Source organism: Micromonospora sp. AMSO1212t (assembly GCF_008868145.1).
Classification (GTDB): Bacteria; Actinomycetota; Actinomycetes; order Mycobacteriales; family Micromonosporaceae; genus Micromonospora; species Micromonospora tulbaghiae.
Map to the genome: position 1 here is coordinate 1 of NZ_WBKS01000079.1, position 14,734 is coordinate 14,734.

Genomic DNA, 14,734 nt, shown 5'->3' on the forward strand with positions numbered 1-14,734 from the left:
ACGCGTCGCCCTCGCCCGCCCGGCCGGAGTCTGGCCCGGCGTGCCCTGACACCGTACTGGCCCGGCCGAACAAGATCGTCAGCGCGTACCGGTGGAGATCCTCACGCGGCGGCGGGCCCGTCACCTCGATGTGGATCCGCTGGTCACGCCGTGTCAGGCTGGTGCGGTGAGCGAACCGGGCGGAACGGAGACGTCGGCGACGCTGCGCCGCATCGAACGGGCGGCGGGCGGGCTGGCCACCGCCAGCGTGGCCCGGATGGACGAGACGCTGCCGTGGTTCCGTGAGCTGCCCGCCGACCAGCGCTCCTGGGTCATGCTCGTCGCCCAGGCCGGCGTGCGCTCGCTGGTGCAGTGGCTGCGCCAGGGCGGCGGCGCGACCGACCGCACCCAGGAGGTGTCAGACGAGGTCTTCGCCGCCGCGCCGCAGGCGCTGGCCCGCTCGATCAGCCTCCAGCAGACCGTGGCGCTGATCAAGGTGACCATCGACGTGGTCGAGGAGCAGGTGTCGGAGCTCGCCGTGCCGGGCGAGGAACAGTCGCTGCGGGAGGCGGTGCTGCGCTTCTCCCGGGAGATCGCGTTCGCCGCCGCGCGGGTCTACGCCCGGGCCGCCGAGAGCCGCGGCTCCTGGGACGCCCGGTTGCAGGCGCTGCTGGTCGACGCGCTGCTGCGGGGCGACTCCCCGGACGTGCTGGCCAGCCGGGCCGCCGCGCTGGGCTGGACGGACGCGCCGCCGGTGGCGGTGGCGGTGGGCCGCTCACCCGGCGGCGAGGTGGCGGCCGTGCTGCACACCGTCTACCGGCAGGCCCGGCGGATCGGCGTCGAGGTGATCGGCGGCGTGCACGGCGACCGCCTGGTCATCGTGCTGGGCGGGGCGGCCGATCCGGTGGCGGCCACGGAGAAGCTGCGTACCGCCTTCGGCGAGGGGCCGGTGGTGGTCGGCCCCGCGGTGCCCAGCCTGGACGAGGCCACCGAATCGGCGCGGGCGGCGCTGGCCGGGTTCCGGGCCGCGCCGGCCTGGCCGACCGCGCCGTGCCCGGTCGCCGCCGACGAACTGCTCCCGGAACGCGCGCTGGCCGGCGACACCGAGGCCCGCCGCCGGTTGCGCCACGACGTGTACGCGGCACTGGCCCGCTCCGGCGGCGAACTGCTGGAGACGCTCGACGCGTTCTTCGCCGCCGGCGGCACGCTGGAGAGCGCGGCGCGGGCGCTGTTCGTGCACCCGAACACCGTGCGCTACCGGCTGAAGCGGATCGCCGAGGTGACCGGCTTCTCGCCGCTGGCCCCGCGCGACGCGTTCGCGTTGCAGGTCGCGCTGACGGTGGGACGCCTCGACCCGGTGGTGCCGACGGTCTCCGATCGGCGATGATCGCCGACGATCTTTGTAGGTTTCCTCTAAAGGTTCTAGTGCGGTTTCGTGCCGTACGTTACAGCGCGGCACGCCGGTATCCGTCAGAGTCGTACACGTGCTCGCCGTACTCTCTCCCGGACAGGGTTCCCAGAAGCCCGGCTTCCTCGCGCCCTGGCTCGACCTCCCCGGCGCCGAGGCGCGTCTGCGCTGGTGGTCGGCGCTGGCCGGGGTGGATCTGATCCACCTGGGCACCCGGGCGGACGCGGACGAGATCAAGGACACCGCCCGCACCCAGCCGCTGCTGGTCGCCGCCGCACTGCTCGCTGCCGAGCACCTGCCGATGCACGACGTCGGGCTGGTCGCCGGGCACAGCGTCGGTGAGCTGGGCGCCGCCGCGCTGGCCGGGGTGCTGCCGGCCGAGTCCGCCGTGACGCTCGCCGGCGTACGCGGGCGGGAGATGGCCGCCGCCTGCGCGCTGGAGCCGACCGGGATGGCCGCCGTCCTCGGCGGTGACCCGGACGAGGTGATCGCCGCGCTGACGGCGCACGGGCTGCACCCGGCCAACCGCAACGGGGCCGGTCAGATCGTGGCCGCCGGCGCGGTCGACGCGCTGGACAAGCTGGCCGCCGAGCCGCCGGCCCGCACCCGGGTCATCCGGCTCCAGGTCGCGGGCGCGTTCCACACGCCGTACATGGCGCCCGCCGAGACCGCCCTCGCCGCGGTGGCCGCCGGTGTCCCGGCCTCCGCGCCGGCCCGGATCCTGCTGTCCAACCTCGACGGCGCACCGGCCGGGCACGGCCCGGAGACGGTCCGGCGCCTGGTCCGGCAGGTGACCGCGCCGGTCCGCTGGGACCTGTGCATGCGGACGCTGGCCGACCTCGGCGTCACCGGCGTGATCGAGCTGCCGCCGGCCGGCACCCTGGCCGGGCTGGTCAAGCGGGAGCTCAAGGGCGAGGGCGCACCCGAGATCGTCACCCTGAACACCCCGGCCGACCTGCCCGCCGCGCGCCGCCTGATCGCCCGGCACGCCGGCCCCGCCGCCCGCCCGGCCGCGCCGTCGTTCCGGGTGGTCGTCTCCCCCGCCGCCGGTCGCCTCGACCGCTCGGTCGGACCGGCCGAGGGCACCGAGGTACGCGCCGGACAGGTCCTCGGCCACGTCGCCACCGGCCGGGGGCCGGTCGAGGTGACCGCGCACGACAACGGGCCGCTCGTCGAGTGGCTCGCACACCACGACGACCCGGTCGCACCGGGCCAGCCCCTCGTCCGCATCGGAGGAACGCACTAAATGGCCGGCAGCCGGATCGTCGCGATGGGGCACTACCAGCCCTCCCGCGTCGTCACGAACGACGAGATCGCGCAGATGGTGGACACCAACGACGAGTGGATCCGGGACCGGGTCGGCATCGTCACCCGGCGGATCGCGGGCGACGAGACGGTGGCCGACATGGCAACCGCCGCCGCCGGCAAGGCGCTCGCCAACTCCGGCCTCACCGCCGCCGACATCGACCTGGTGGTGGTGGCCACCTGCTCGTCGGCGGACCGCAGCCCCAACGTGGCCTGCCGGGTCGCGGCCAAGCTGGGCATCAACGCGCCCGCGGCCTTCGACCTCAACACCGCCTGCTCCGGTTTCGCGTACGCGCTGGGCACCGTGGACCACGCGATCCGGGCCGGCGCGGCGCGCAACGCGATAGTCGTCGGCGCGGAGAAGCTCTCCGACCTGACCGACTGGACCGACCGCTCGACCTGCATCATCTTCGCCGACGGCGCCGGGGCGGCGGTGGTCACCGCGACCGCCGACGACGAGCCGGCCGGGATCGGGCCGGTGGTCTGGGGTTCCGCGCCGGAGAAGAGTGACGCGGTCCGGATCGAGGGCTGGCAGCCGTACATCACGCAGGAGGGGCAGTCGGTGTTCCGCTGGGCCACCACCGCGATCGCCCCGCTCGCGCTGCAGGCCTGCGAGCGCGCCGGGGTGCATCCGTCGGAGCTGGCCGCGTTCGTGCCGCACCAGGCCAACGCCCGGATCATCGACGGCATCGCCAAGCGGCTGAACATCCCTGACGCGATCATCGCCAAGGACATCGTCGAGTCCGGCAACACGTCGGCGGCCAGCATCCCGCTTGCCCTGTCGAAGCTTGTCGAGCGGCGCGAGGTGCCCTCGGGCGCCCCGGTGCTGCTGTTCGGCTTCGGTGGCGGCCTGACCTACGCCGGTCAGGTCGTGCGCTGCCCCTGAGACCCCCTCGGGCGCGAACGCGCCGAGGTGTGTGACCGGCGACGCCGGTGACACGTGACCCCCGATGAGAGGAACCAACCGCAATGACCCGTGACGAGATCACCGCCGGCCTCGCCGAGATCCTCGAAGAGGTTGCCGGCGTGAACCCGGACGACGTGGCCGAGGGGAAGTCCTTCACCGACGACCTCGACGTCGACTCGCTCTCCATGGTCGAGGTCGTGGTGGCGGCCGAGGAGAAGTTCGGCGTCAAGATCCCGGACAACGAGGTGCAGAACCTCAAGACCGTCGGGGACGCGGTCAGCTACATCGAGGCGCAGTCCTGATCATGAGTCGTCCCGACGTCGTCGTCACCGGGCTCGGCGCGACGACCCCGCTCGGCGGGGACGTCGCGTCGACCTGGGACGCCATGCTCGCCGGCCGCTCCGGGGTGAGTGCGCTCACCCAGGAGTGGGCCGCGCAACTGCCCGTCCGGATCGCCGCCGAGCTGGCGGTCGACCCGTCCGAGGTGCTGGACCGGGTGAAGCTGCGCCGGCTGGACCGCTCGGAGGCGATCGCCATCATCGCCGCCCGGCAGGCGTGGGCCGACGCCGGTCTGGACGAGGCCGGGCCGGACCCGGAGCGGCTGGCGGTCAGCGTCGGCTCGGGCATCGGCGGCGCCACCACCCTGCTCGCCCAGGACGACATCCTGGAGGCGTCCGGACCGCGGCGGGTCTCCCCGCACACCATCCCGATGCTGATGCCGAACGGCCCGGCCGCCTGGGTCGGTCTGGAGCTGGGCGCCAAGGCCGGCGTGCACACGGTCGCCAGCGCCTGCGCGACCGGCGCGGAGGCGATCGCGCTGGGGCTGGACATCATCCGCGCCGGCCGGGCCGACGTGGTGGTGGCCGGCGGCACCGAGGCGGTCATCCACCCGCTGCCGATCGCCGGCTTCAGCTCGATGCGGGCCATGTCGACCCGCAACGACGAGCCGGAGCGGGCCTCCCGGCCGTGGGACTCCGGCCGCGACGGCTTCGTGCTCGGTGAGGGCGCGGGCGTGGTGATCCTGGAGCGCGCCGACCACGCCGCCGCCCGGGGCGCCCGGGTGTACGCGCGCCTGGCCGGCGCGGGGATCACCTCCGACGCGTACGACATCGTGCAGCCGCACGCCGAGGGCGAGGGCGCGATCCGGGCCATCGCCCGGGCGGTCGCCGACGCGGACGTGGCCCGTACCGACATCGTGCACGTCAACGCGCACGCCACCTCCACCCCGGTCGGGGACATGCTGGAGATCGGCGCGCTGCGTCAGGCGGTCGGCGACCACCCGGTGCTCACCGCCACGAAGTCGATGACCGGGCACCTGCTCGGCGCGGCCGGCGCGCTGGAGTCGATCGCCACCATCCTGGCCATCCGGGACGGTGTGATCCCGCCGACGATCAACCTGGACGACCCGGACGAGGGCCTGACCCTGGACGTGGCCGCGCACAAGGCGCGTCACATGGAGATCCCGGCGGCGCTGAACAACGCGTTCGGCTTCGGCGGGCACAACGTGGCACTGGTCTTCACCCGCCCCTGAGCGGACGTGCGAATGGGCCCCTTCTCCGTCGAGAAGGGGCCCTTTCTTATCTTTCAGCCGCGATTGCGGGGGTGCTGCCGGGCGGTCCGCTCGTTGCCCCGCCGGTAGTTGCCGGTCCACCGGGCCATGGTCAGCTGCGGGTCGTCGCCGACCTCGGCCAGGAACTGCGCGGCCCGGCCGCCGCGCAACGTGCCGGCGACCCGGCCGTGATGCGTGATGACCACCGTGCCGTCGGCGCGCTCGACGTAGCGGAAACCCTGTGCTGCCTCTCCCATGGGCGCCACCCTGCCAGCCGGGACCGCCCGGACGCACCCCGGTTTCGGCGCGACCGGCCGGCCGGGTCAGGTGCGGCAGGTGGTGGCCGGCAGGCCGGAGACCGGCACCGGGGAGCGCCCGGCCGGGCGGGCCTTGCCGGCGAGCACCGCCGCGAGCCCGGCCATCGAGGCGCGGGTGGACGAGTAGGTCGCCATCAGCGTCGGGGACTTCGCCCCGGACAGCACGTACGGCGTGTCCATCGCCACCGTCACGGCGGCGTCCGCGCGCAGGTCCTTCGCGCCGTCGCCGTACCCGACCAGGTGCACCACCGTGCCGCCGGAGGGCACCACCTTGACCCCGGCCGCGGTGAGCGCCTCGGTCAGCAGCTTGCGGGTGCGCTCCCGGCCGCCGGAGGAGGTCACGCTCACCGGTCCGCTCACCGCGCCCCCGCACTTGCCACGCAGCACCGTCACGGCGGCGGTGGCCAGGTCGTCGGCGGCCTTGCGGTGTGCGGCGCCGTCGAGCGTGGACAGCGCGGGCGCGTCCCGCCCGGCCAGCCGGAACTTCATGGTCAGCACCCGGGTGACCGCCTCGACCAGGCGGGCGCGGGGCAGCGAGCCGTCCTTGAGCGCGGCGCGCAGCCCGTCGTAGGCCTGCTTGACGTTCGGGGTCATCAGGATGAGGTCGTTGCCGGCGTTGAGCGCGCGCACGGCTGCCTCGCCCGGCGACCACTTCTTCGCCGGGGCCATGTTCATCCCGTCGGTGATCACCACACCCTGGAAGCCCATCTGGCCGCGCAGCACGTCGGTGAGCAGCTTGCGGGAGAACGTGGCGGGGGTACCCGGGTCGACGGCCTTGACGTCCAGGTGGGCCGACATCACCGCCATGGCCCCGGCCCCGATCCCGGCCCGGAACGGCGGGAACGCGAGGCGGTCCAGCTCGGCGCGGGACTGCTTGATCACCGGCAGTTCGGTGTGCGAGTCCTCGGCGCTCAGGCCGTGCCCGGGGAAGTGCTTGACCGCGGCGCCGACGCCCTCCGCCTGCAGGCCGCGTACCGCGCCCGCCACCTGCGGGGACGCGGTCGCCGGGTCGGCGCCGAAGGACCGGGAGCCGATCACCGTGCTGCGGGCCGCCAGCACGTCGGCGACCGGGGCGAAGTCGAGGTTGATGCCCATCGCGGCCAGCTCGGCCCCGGCGGCCCGCCAGGCGGCCTCGGTCAGCGCCGGGTTCCCGGCGGCGCCGGCGGCGAGCGGGCTGGGCAGCAGCGTCACCCCGTCGGTGATCCGGGTGACCACGCCGTACTCCTGGTCGGTGCCGATCAGGAAGGGCGCGGCGCCGGTGGGCAGCTTGCCGGCGGCGGCGCGCAGCCCGTCGGTCAGCGCACGGACCTGCTTGGGGTTGTCCACGTTCGTGGTGGCCTGGTTGCCCGAGGTCGGGTCGTCGGCGCTGAAGCCGACCAGGATCAGCCCGCCGAGCCGGTACTTCGCCACCATCTCGGCGGGGGTGTCGACCCCGGCGAGCGCCCGGTTCCCGGCTGCCGACCCGGCCGAGACCTCGGTGGCCGAGCTGCCGTACGCGTACGGCATCAGCACCTGCCCGACCAGGTCCTCGTCGCTCAGCGTGCCGGCGAGCGCGGCGGCCCGGGCGGCCGGATCGGCGGCCGGCGGGTCACTCGGCGCGGGCCCGGCCGACGACGGCGCCGGACTCGACGGGGCGGGCCGGGGCCGGTCCGGCCCGTCCGAGCACCCGGAGACGAGCAGCGCGGTCAGTGCGGCGAGCGCGACGGCGGAGCGCCGCGGGGAAATCGACACGCGGCCCACCGTATCGGGGCAACTCGGCCGCCGTCACCCGACCCGGGTGAGCAGCGTCACCGGCGCGCCGTCCCCGGCGTACCGGTAGGGCTCCAGCTCGGCGTCCCAGGCGGTGCCGAGCGCCTTGTCCAGGGCGTGGGCCAGCGCCTCCGGGCTGCGTGCGGCGGCCATCAGGCTGCGGAGCCGGTCCTCGCCGAGCTGGATGTCGCCGGCCGCGCCGACCGCGGCGCGGAACAGGCCGCGGCCCGGTACGTACATGAAGCGCTCGCCGTCGACGCCTGGACTGGGTTCCTCGGTGACCTCGAAACGGATCATGGGCCACTGCCGAAGGGCAGCGGCCAGCTCCGCGCCGGTCCCCGGGCTGCCGGTCCAGCCGCACTCGGCGCGACGGGCGCCCGGATCGGCGGGCTGCGCCGTCCAGTGCAGGTTGACCGGCGCGGCGAGGACGCGCGCGATCGCCCACTCGACGTGCGAGCACACGGCGAGCGGGGTCGAGTGGACGTATACGACGCCACGCGTTGGCACGGTGACCTCCCGGTGAGCCGAGGTGCGTCTTCCCCTACGACCTCGTCCTACCGAGTGGTACCTGGCACACATGATGACTCTTGTGACTGGTGGTGCGCCAGCGAATCGGAAAATTCGCCGGGCCCCGGGGCGGGAAATACCCGGGTGGTGGACCCGGTTATGCCCTCTGACGCCGCGACGACCAGCCAGGTGTCGTGGTCGTGTACAGTTCTCTGGGCGGTTCTCTGTGCCGCCGTACATCTTCGCGGGCCGGCGCCCACCCGGGCGTCACTCGCACAGCCCCCGGACGGCCTTCCGTCCCCACCGTACGTCTGCAAGGAGTACCTCCGTGGCGAGCAACACCTCTAAGACCGCGCGCGCGTCCGTCCGGGCCGGCCAGGCTGGCCAGGGTGGCGCCCTCAGCGTGCTGGGCGAGTTCAAGTACCTGATCCCGCTCAACGGCGGCAAGCACGCCTACGTGCGTAACCTGACCAACGGCAAGACCGCGCACCTGCGCACCGACTCCGACGCCTTCGTCGAGGAGATCCGGGTGCTGGCCGCCGCCGGCCACGCCGCCAAGATCCGCGCCGAGATCAACGGCCTGGCCGCGTCCTACCCGGACCACGGCTGGGACGCCACCGAGAAGCGCCTGGTCGAGGCCGGCGTCTTCGAGGGCTGAGCGCCCTCACCGCACCACCGTGACCGCCCGCCGGGATCACCCCGGCGGGCGGTTTCGCGTCTGCTCCTGCGGCAGCAGTGTGACCTCGCCCGTGGCCAGGTCGTAGAGCGCGCCCTCCACCGCGATTTCACCGGCCTGCACCGACCCGGCCAGCCGGTCGTCGCAGCGCAGCGCGGCCACGGTGCGCCGGACGTGGCGGCGGATCGCCAGCGGGTGCGCGTCCGGGTCGTCCACCCCGACGTCGGTGACCGCCGGGGCGATCCGGTCCACCACGTACGCCAGGTCCCCGCCGGGGCGCCGCCCGGTGCGCAGCGCCTCGACCGTCGAGCCGACCGCGCCGCAGCGCTCGTGGCCCAGCACCATCACCAGGCGTACGCCGAGCTGCTCCACCACGTACTCGATCGAGCCCCGGACGGCCCGGTCGAGCACATGCCCGCCGGTACGGATCACGCAGATCGAACCGAACGTCTGGTCGAAGATCGCCTCCAGCGGCACGCGCGAGTCGATACAGCCCAGCACCACCGCGTACGGCTGCTGGTCGCCGGAGGCCACCGCCGCGGCGGCGGTGACGTCGTGCCCGTGCACCGGCTGCCCGCTGACGAAGCGGCGGTTGCCGGCGAGCAGCTCGGACAGCGCGGCGCGCGGGCTGCGGGCGGTGGACGGCATACCTCCCAGCCTGGTCACCGATCCGACGCCGTGGGGCCGGACGCGAATCTTCTCTCCGGGCCGGTTGCCGTGGTCTCATGGCGGGTAACGCCGGTGTCACCGCCGGGTCATCCGGTGGACACACATCGGCGGGCCCGGGAGGTGGACGATGCCGGACCTGGAACTGCGGCTTCCGGACGACGTACGTCTGCACGTCACGGTCACCGGGCCGCTCGACGCCGAGGTCACCGCGGTCCTGCTGCACGGCTGGACGCTCGACGGGCGCAGCTGGCACCGCCAGGTCGCGGAGCTGCGGGAGCGCTTCGGCGGCCGGGTCCGGGTGGTCACCTACGACGCGCGCGGCCACGGCCGGTCGAGCTGCATGTCGCTGCGCGACGCCACCCTCGCCCAGCTCGGCGACGACCTCGCGGCGGTGATCGACGAGATCGTCCCGTCCGGTCCGGTCGTCCTGGTCGGGCACTCGATGGGCGGGATGACCGTGATGGAGTACGCCCACCGCCACCCCGACCGGTTCGCCGCGCGTACCGCCGGTCTGGTCTTCGTCTCCACCACCGCGGAGGGGCACACGCACACCGCGTACGGCCTCTCCCCCCGGATCACCCGGCTGATCCGCCTGGCCGAGACCACCGGCGCCGGTGTGCTGGCCCGGTGCGGCGGCTGGCGGCCCCCGCACGCGCTGCTGCGCGCGCTGCGCCCGAGCATCCGCTGGATGCTGTTCGGCGACCGCTGCGACCCGGCGGACATCCGGCTCGTCACCTCGGCGGTGGCCCGGGCCACGCTGCGCTCGATCGGCGGTTTCCGCGCCTCGATCGGCGCCCAGCACCGGCTGGAGACGCTCTCCGCGCTCGGCGGGCTGCCGGCTGCCGCGCTGGTCGGGGACCGGGACCGGCTCACCCCGCCGCCTTGCGCCGAGTCGATCGCGGCGGCGCTGCCCACCACGGAACTGACCGTCTGCCCGGGCGCCGGGCACATGCTCATGATGGAGCGCCCCGACGAGGTGAACGCCGCCCTCTCCGGCGTGCTGGACCGGGTGCTGGCCGGCCGCCCCGCGACCCGCCTCTGAGCGTCCCCCGACCCCGGGCGGCACCGACGTACGCCACGTGCGCGGCATGCCCCGGCGTGCCGGTTGCCGGCGGCCCGTACCCTCATTCAGCCCGTCGTGCCCTCCGAACACAGGAGCATCCGCGTTGACCGACCAGACCACGCTGGACCGGGAGATCGCCGCCGAGCAGCGCCACCTCGACCGGGTGTACGCCCGGCTGGCCGAACTGCGCCGGTCCGCGGCCGAGGCTGAGCGGGAGGGCTACCGGCTGGCCCGGGTCGGCAACTTCGGCGCGCTTGTCGAGCGGGACGCGATGGTCTTCCACGCCGCCCAGCGCCGGCACGTGCTGGACGCCGAGCACGAAGGGCTGGTGTTCGGCCGGCTGGACCTGCGTACCGGGCAGGTGCTGCACGTCGGCCGCCTCGGTGTGCGGGGCGTGGACGCGGAGACGCTGGTGGTGGACTGGCGGGCACCCGCCGCCGCCGCGTTCTACCAGGCCACGCCCGCCGAGCCGCGCGGCGTGGTGCGCCGGCGCACGATCCAGTCCGCCTCGGAGAAGGTCACCCGGATCGAGGACGACCTGCTGGACCCGGAGGCCGCGCCGCCGGACATGGCGGTGGTCGGTGACGGGGCGCTGCTGGCCACGCTGTCGCGGGCCACCGGCCGGGGCATGCGGGACATCGTCGCCACCATCCAGCGCGAGCAGGACGAGGCGATCCGCTCCCCCGGCAACGGCGTCACGATCGTCTCCGGCGGCCCGGGCACCGGCAAGACGGCGGTGGCGCTGCACCGGGCCGCGTACCTGCTCTACTCCGACCGGGCCCGGTACGCCGGCGGCGGCATCCTGGTGGTCGGCCCGTCCGGCGTGTTCGTCGAGTACATCGCCTCGGTGCTGCCCTCGCTGGGCGAGGAGACCGCCACGCTGCGCTCGCTCGGCTCGCTGTTCCCGGGCCTGTCCGCGTCCCGGACCGACCCGCCGGACGTGGCGGCGGTGAAGGGGTCGCTGCGGATGCGCCGGGTGCTGGAACGCGCGGTACGCGACGCGGTGCCGGACTCCCCGGCCGAGCTGCGCCTGCTCTACCGGGGCGAGCTGCTGCGTCTGGAACGCCCCGCGCTGGACGCGATCCGGGACCGGACGCTGACCCGGGGCGCGCGCCGCAACGAGGTACGCCGGGCGGCGTTCGACGCGGTGCTCGCCGCGCTCTACGCGCAGGCCCGCACGCTGCGGGTGGGCCGGCTGCCGGAGCAGCCCGCGTTCGAGGACGAGATCATCGAGCGGCCGGAGTTCCGCGAGTTCCTCAAGGCGTGGTGGCCCCGGCTGCACCCGCGGCACGTGCTGGACTGGCTGGCCCGCCCGGACCGGCTGCGCCGCTACGCCGGGGGGATCCTCTCCTCGGCGGAGGTCCGGCTGCTCAGCGACGCGTACCGGAGCCTCGCGAGCGAAGGGCTGACGGTGGCCGACATCGCGCTGCTGGACGAGCTGGACGCGCTGCTCGGCAAGCCGGTGCAGCGGGCCCGGCCCAAGCGCGACCCGTACCAGCTCGCGGGTGGCGTGCGCGAGCTGAGCACGTACGCCGACCGGCAGCGCGCCGCCCGCGCGGCGGCACGGGAGCGTCCGACCGACTACCGCGACTACGCGCACGTGGTGGTGGACGAGTCGCAGGACGTGTCGCCGATGCAGTGGCGGATGATCGGCCGGCGCGGGCGGCTGGCGTCCTGGACCGTGGTCGGCGACCCGGCGCAGACCGCCTGGACCGGCGATCCGCAGGAGCTGGACCGGGCCCGTGACCAGGCGCTGGGCCGCCGCAAGCGGCATCGCTACGAGCTGACCACCAACTACCGCAACTCGGCGGAGATCTTCGCGGTGGCGGCGGCGGAGATCCGCCGGCTCTACCCGGACCTGCCGCTGCCCGACGCGGTGCGGTCCACCGGTGTGCCGCCGGTCGAGCGCACGCTGCCCGCCGCCGACCTGCCGGCGGCCACCGTCGAGGCGGCCGAGGCGCTGCTCGCGCAGGTGGAGGGCACGGTCGGTGTGATCACGCCGGTGCCGCGCCGGGACGAGGTGGCCGGCTGGCTGGGCGCGCTCGGCGCGGGCCGGCTCCAGGTCGTCACCAGCCTCGAGGCCAAGGGCATGGAGTACGACGGCGTGGTGCTGGTGGCGCCGGGCGAGATCCGGGCCGACCCCGGCTCGGGCGTGCGCACGCTCTACGTGGCGCTGTCCCGGGCGACCCAGCGTCTCACCACGCTCGACCCGGTGGGGTGAGTGGCCCCGCCGCCACCCGCCGTTCACTTGCATACATAGCGATGTGAACATACATTGGGCCGGGCCGGTACGCGGCAGGGAGGGTGTTGGCGTGGGCGCAGGTCATGACCACAGCGGCGCGGTGGCCAACGCGGCACACCGCCACCGCGGCCGCCTCTGGGCCGCGTTCGCGCTGCTCGCCGCCCTGATGGTGGTCGAGGCGGTGGCCGCCTTCACGACCGGCTCGCTGGCGCTGCTCTCCGACGCCGGGCACATGTTCACCGACGTCCTCGGCATCGGCATGGCCCTCGCGGCGATCACCGCCACCCGGCGCGCCGGCACCGACCCGCAGCGCACGTTCGGGCTCTACCGGCTGGAGGTGCTCGCCGCCCTCGCCAACGCCGTGCTGCTCGGCGCCGTCGCGATCTACGTCCTGGTCGAGGCGGTACGCCGCTTCGGCGAGCCGCCGGAGGTGCTGGCCGGCCCGATGCTCGTGGTGGCGGTGCTCGGCCTGCTCGCCAACATCGTGGCGTTCGCGCTGCTGCGCGCCGGGTCGAAGGAGAGCATCAACCTGCGCGGGGCGTACCTGGAGGTGCTCGGCGACCTGCTCGGCTCGCTCGGCGTGATCGCCGCCGCGCTGGTCATCACGGTGACCGACTGGTGGTGGGCGGACCCGCTCGTCGCCGTCGGCATCGGCCTGTTCATCCTGCCGCGCACCTGGCGGCTCGGCCGGGCCGCGCTGCGCATCCTGGTGCAGGCCGCGCCGGAACACCTCCAGGTGACCGCCGTGCACGACCGGCTGGCCGCCGTGCCCGGCGTGGCCGAGGTGCACGACCTGCACGTCTGGACGCTCACCTCCGGCATGGAGGTGGCCTCGGCGCACCTGACCACCGACCCGGGCGTGGACCCGGCCGGGGTCCTGGCCGCCGCGCGGGCGGCCCTGCACGAGGACTTCTCCATCGATCACGCCACGTTGCAGGTCGAACCCGGAGCGTCGGCCGGAGTGTGCGGACAGACCGAGTGGTGATTAGGACACACTTAAATCACTGTGGCTATTGTAGTCTTATGCCGGTTTTGCCCCGCCTAGTGGCACTACTCCACGGAGCCGTGCCCGGGCAGCGCCGGTAGTCTCGGTCGCGGCCGCACCCGCGGGCGCCACCGGCCCCGGTGGGGCGGCCGTCGCCTAATCGTCCGCAGGGACGAGCCGGGGAACCACGTACGTGGGGTGCATCCGCGTCAGCGGTAGGGATCTTCCGTCCCGAACCCGTCAGCTAACCCGGTCGGCGTTGACGGAAGGACGTGTGAATGCCCCCAGTGGCACCTGTACGACGGACGGCCGCCCGGTTGGCGGCCCTGCTCGTCGCGACGCTGACCCTCGGCGTCGCGACCGTTCCGGTCTCCCCCGCCTCGGCGGCGCCGGCGACCGGCCTGCTCGCCGCCGCGCCCGGCGACGACGAGGGCGGCACCCCCGAACTGCGCGCACAGCTCGACGCGGCCAGCAAGGGCTGGCTGGAGGCGAAGGCCGCGCTGAACCGGTCGGTGAGCCGCCAGAAGCAACTCAACGAACAACTCAAGACGGTCGGCGCCGAGCTGGCCGTCCGGGACGCCAAGGTCGGCGAGATCGCCGCTGTGGCGTACCGCAACGGCCGCCTGGGCACCGCCGGGGCGCTGCTCGGCAGCAGCAGCCCGGAGGGCTTCATGGACCGGGCCGCCGCGCTGGAGCAGGTCGCCGCGCACGAGGACCGTACGCTGCGCGACCTGATCACCACCCGGGACGAGGCCACCCGCACCCGCGCCCAGCTCGACGGCGAGATCCGCGAGCAGCGCAAGCAGGTGGCGGTGATGGGCAAGCGCAAGGAGCAGGCCGAGCGCGCCCTGGAGGTCGCCAACGACCGTGCCTCGCGCAGCAGCAGCAGCAGCAGCAGCGGCGGCAGCGTCCAGGGCACCTCCAGCAAGAACGCGAAGCCCGCGCCGCGCAACTCGGACGGCTCCTGGCCGTCGGAGTCGTGCAGCGTCAACGACCCGACCCCGGCGAACGGCTGCATCACGCCGCGCACGCTGCACGCGCTGCAACAGGCCAAGGCGGCGGGCTTCACCCGGTACGTCTCGTGCCACCGGCCCAGCGGCTCGGGTGAGCACCCGAAGGGGCGAGCCTGCGACTTCGCCGCGCAGAAGAGCGGCTTCGGCGGCGTGGCCACCGGCGGCGACCGGACGTACGGCAACAACCTGGCCGCGTACTTCGTGCGCAACGCCGACCCGCTCGCCGTGCTCTACGTGATCTGGTTCAAGCAGATCTGGCTGCCCAGCAGCGGGTGGAAGGCGTACAGCGGCGGCAACGGCGACCCGTCCAGCGACCACACCAACCACGTGCACCTGTCGGTGTACTGAGCGCGCCCTGAGGGCCG

The 14,734-nt window shown here is 74.4% G+C and carries 14 protein-coding genes and 1 riboswitch; of the genes, 10 read left to right on the plus strand and 4 right to left on the minus strand.

Going from position 1 to position 14,734, the window contains the following annotated elements; all coding sequences use genetic code 11:
• Positions 1-91 precede the first annotated feature (91 nt).
• The 5 genes from F8279_RS19405 to fabF all read left to right on the plus strand — a co-directional run bounded on the left by F8279_RS19405 (position 92) and on the right by fabF (position 5,130).
• On the plus strand, positions 92-1,366 hold the full coding sequence (locus F8279_RS19405) for a CdaR family transcriptional regulator (RefSeq protein ID WP_276526480.1): 1,275 nt from the start codon (positions 92-94) through the stop codon (positions 1,364-1,366).
• A gap of 97 nt (positions 1,367-1,463) precedes the next feature.
• The gene (locus tag F8279_RS19410; RefSeq protein WP_151500677.1) at positions 1,464-2,633 is read left to right on the plus strand and encodes an acyltransferase domain-containing protein; all 1,170 of its coding nucleotides are present in this window, start codon (positions 1,464-1,466) and stop codon (positions 2,631-2,633) included.
• Positions 2,634-3,578: a beta-ketoacyl-ACP synthase III gene (locus F8279_RS19415; RefSeq protein ID WP_091421369.1), complete on the plus strand. Its 945-nt coding sequence runs from the start codon at positions 2,634-2,636 to the stop codon at positions 3,576-3,578.
• Between the two features lie 83 nt (positions 3,579-3,661).
• Complete coding sequence (locus F8279_RS19420) at positions 3,662-3,901, plus strand: acyl carrier protein (RefSeq protein WP_007072348.1); 240 nt, start codon at positions 3,662-3,664, stop codon at positions 3,899-3,901.
• Positions 3,902-3,903: 2 nt separating this feature from the next.
• Entirely contained in the window at positions 3,904-5,130 is a 1,227-nt protein-coding gene (gene fabF, locus F8279_RS19425) for a beta-ketoacyl-ACP synthase II (protein ID WP_091421371.1), read from the plus strand.
• 53 nt (positions 5,131-5,183) lie between these two features.
• On the opposite strand, the gene F8279_RS19430 is transcribed toward fabF, so the two are convergent.
• The 3 genes from F8279_RS19430 to F8279_RS19440 form a co-directional block, all read right to left on the minus strand.
• On the minus strand, positions 5,184-5,405 hold the full coding sequence (locus F8279_RS19430; protein WP_091421374.1) for a hypothetical protein: 222 nt from the start codon (positions 5,403-5,405) through the stop codon (positions 5,184-5,186).
• Between the two features lie 66 nt (positions 5,406-5,471).
• Positions 5,472-7,196, minus strand: a complete 1,725-nt coding sequence (locus F8279_RS19435) for a glycoside hydrolase family 3 protein (RefSeq protein WP_151500678.1) — start codon at positions 7,194-7,196, stop codon at positions 5,472-5,474.
• Positions 7,197-7,229: 33 nt separating this feature from the next.
• Positions 7,230-7,721 (minus strand): DUF3145 domain-containing protein, encoded by a 492-nt coding sequence (locus tag F8279_RS19440; protein WP_013287841.1) that lies wholly within the window; start codon positions 7,719-7,721, stop codon positions 7,230-7,232.
• A 328-nt stretch (positions 7,722-8,049) separates the two neighbouring features.
• Between F8279_RS19440 and F8279_RS19445 the strand changes: the two genes are divergently transcribed.
• Positions 8,050-8,379, plus strand: coding sequence for a hypothetical protein (locus F8279_RS19445; RefSeq protein ID WP_013287842.1), 330 nt, complete (start codon positions 8,050-8,052; stop codon positions 8,377-8,379).
• Between the two features lie 36 nt (positions 8,380-8,415).
• Here the strand turns inward: F8279_RS19445 and F8279_RS19450 are convergent, their stop codons facing one another.
• Positions 8,416-9,045, minus strand: a complete 630-nt coding sequence (locus tag F8279_RS19450; protein WP_151500679.1) for a carbonic anhydrase — start codon at positions 9,043-9,045, stop codon at positions 8,416-8,418.
• A gap of 148 nt (positions 9,046-9,193) precedes the next feature.
• Here F8279_RS19450 and F8279_RS19455 point away from each other — a divergent pair, with 148 nt between their 5' ends.
• From F8279_RS19455 to F8279_RS19470, 4 genes are all read left to right on the plus strand, one after another.
• Positions 9,194-10,108, plus strand: a complete 915-nt coding sequence (locus F8279_RS19455) for an alpha/beta fold hydrolase (RefSeq protein ID WP_151500680.1) — start codon at positions 9,194-9,196, stop codon at positions 10,106-10,108.
• 124 nt (positions 10,109-10,232) lie between these two features.
• The gene (locus F8279_RS19460) at positions 10,233-12,350 is read left to right on the plus strand and encodes an AAA family ATPase (protein ID WP_151500681.1); all 2,118 of its coding nucleotides are present in this window, start codon (positions 10,233-10,235) and stop codon (positions 12,348-12,350) included.
• 91 nt (positions 12,351-12,441) lie between these two features.
• Entirely contained in the window at positions 12,442-13,356 is a 915-nt protein-coding gene (locus tag F8279_RS19465; RefSeq protein WP_091421387.1) for a cation diffusion facilitator family transporter, read from the plus strand.
• Positions 13,357-13,499: 143 nt separating this feature from the next.
• A riboswitch (cyclic di-AMP (ydaO/yuaA leader) is annotated at positions 13,500-13,630 on the plus strand.
• Positions 13,631-13,634: 4 nt separating this feature from the next.
• Positions 13,635-14,717: a hypothetical protein gene (locus tag F8279_RS19470; RefSeq protein WP_151500682.1), complete on the plus strand. Its 1,083-nt coding sequence runs from the start codon at positions 13,635-13,637 to the stop codon at positions 14,715-14,717.
• Positions 14,718-14,734 lie beyond the last annotated feature (17 nt).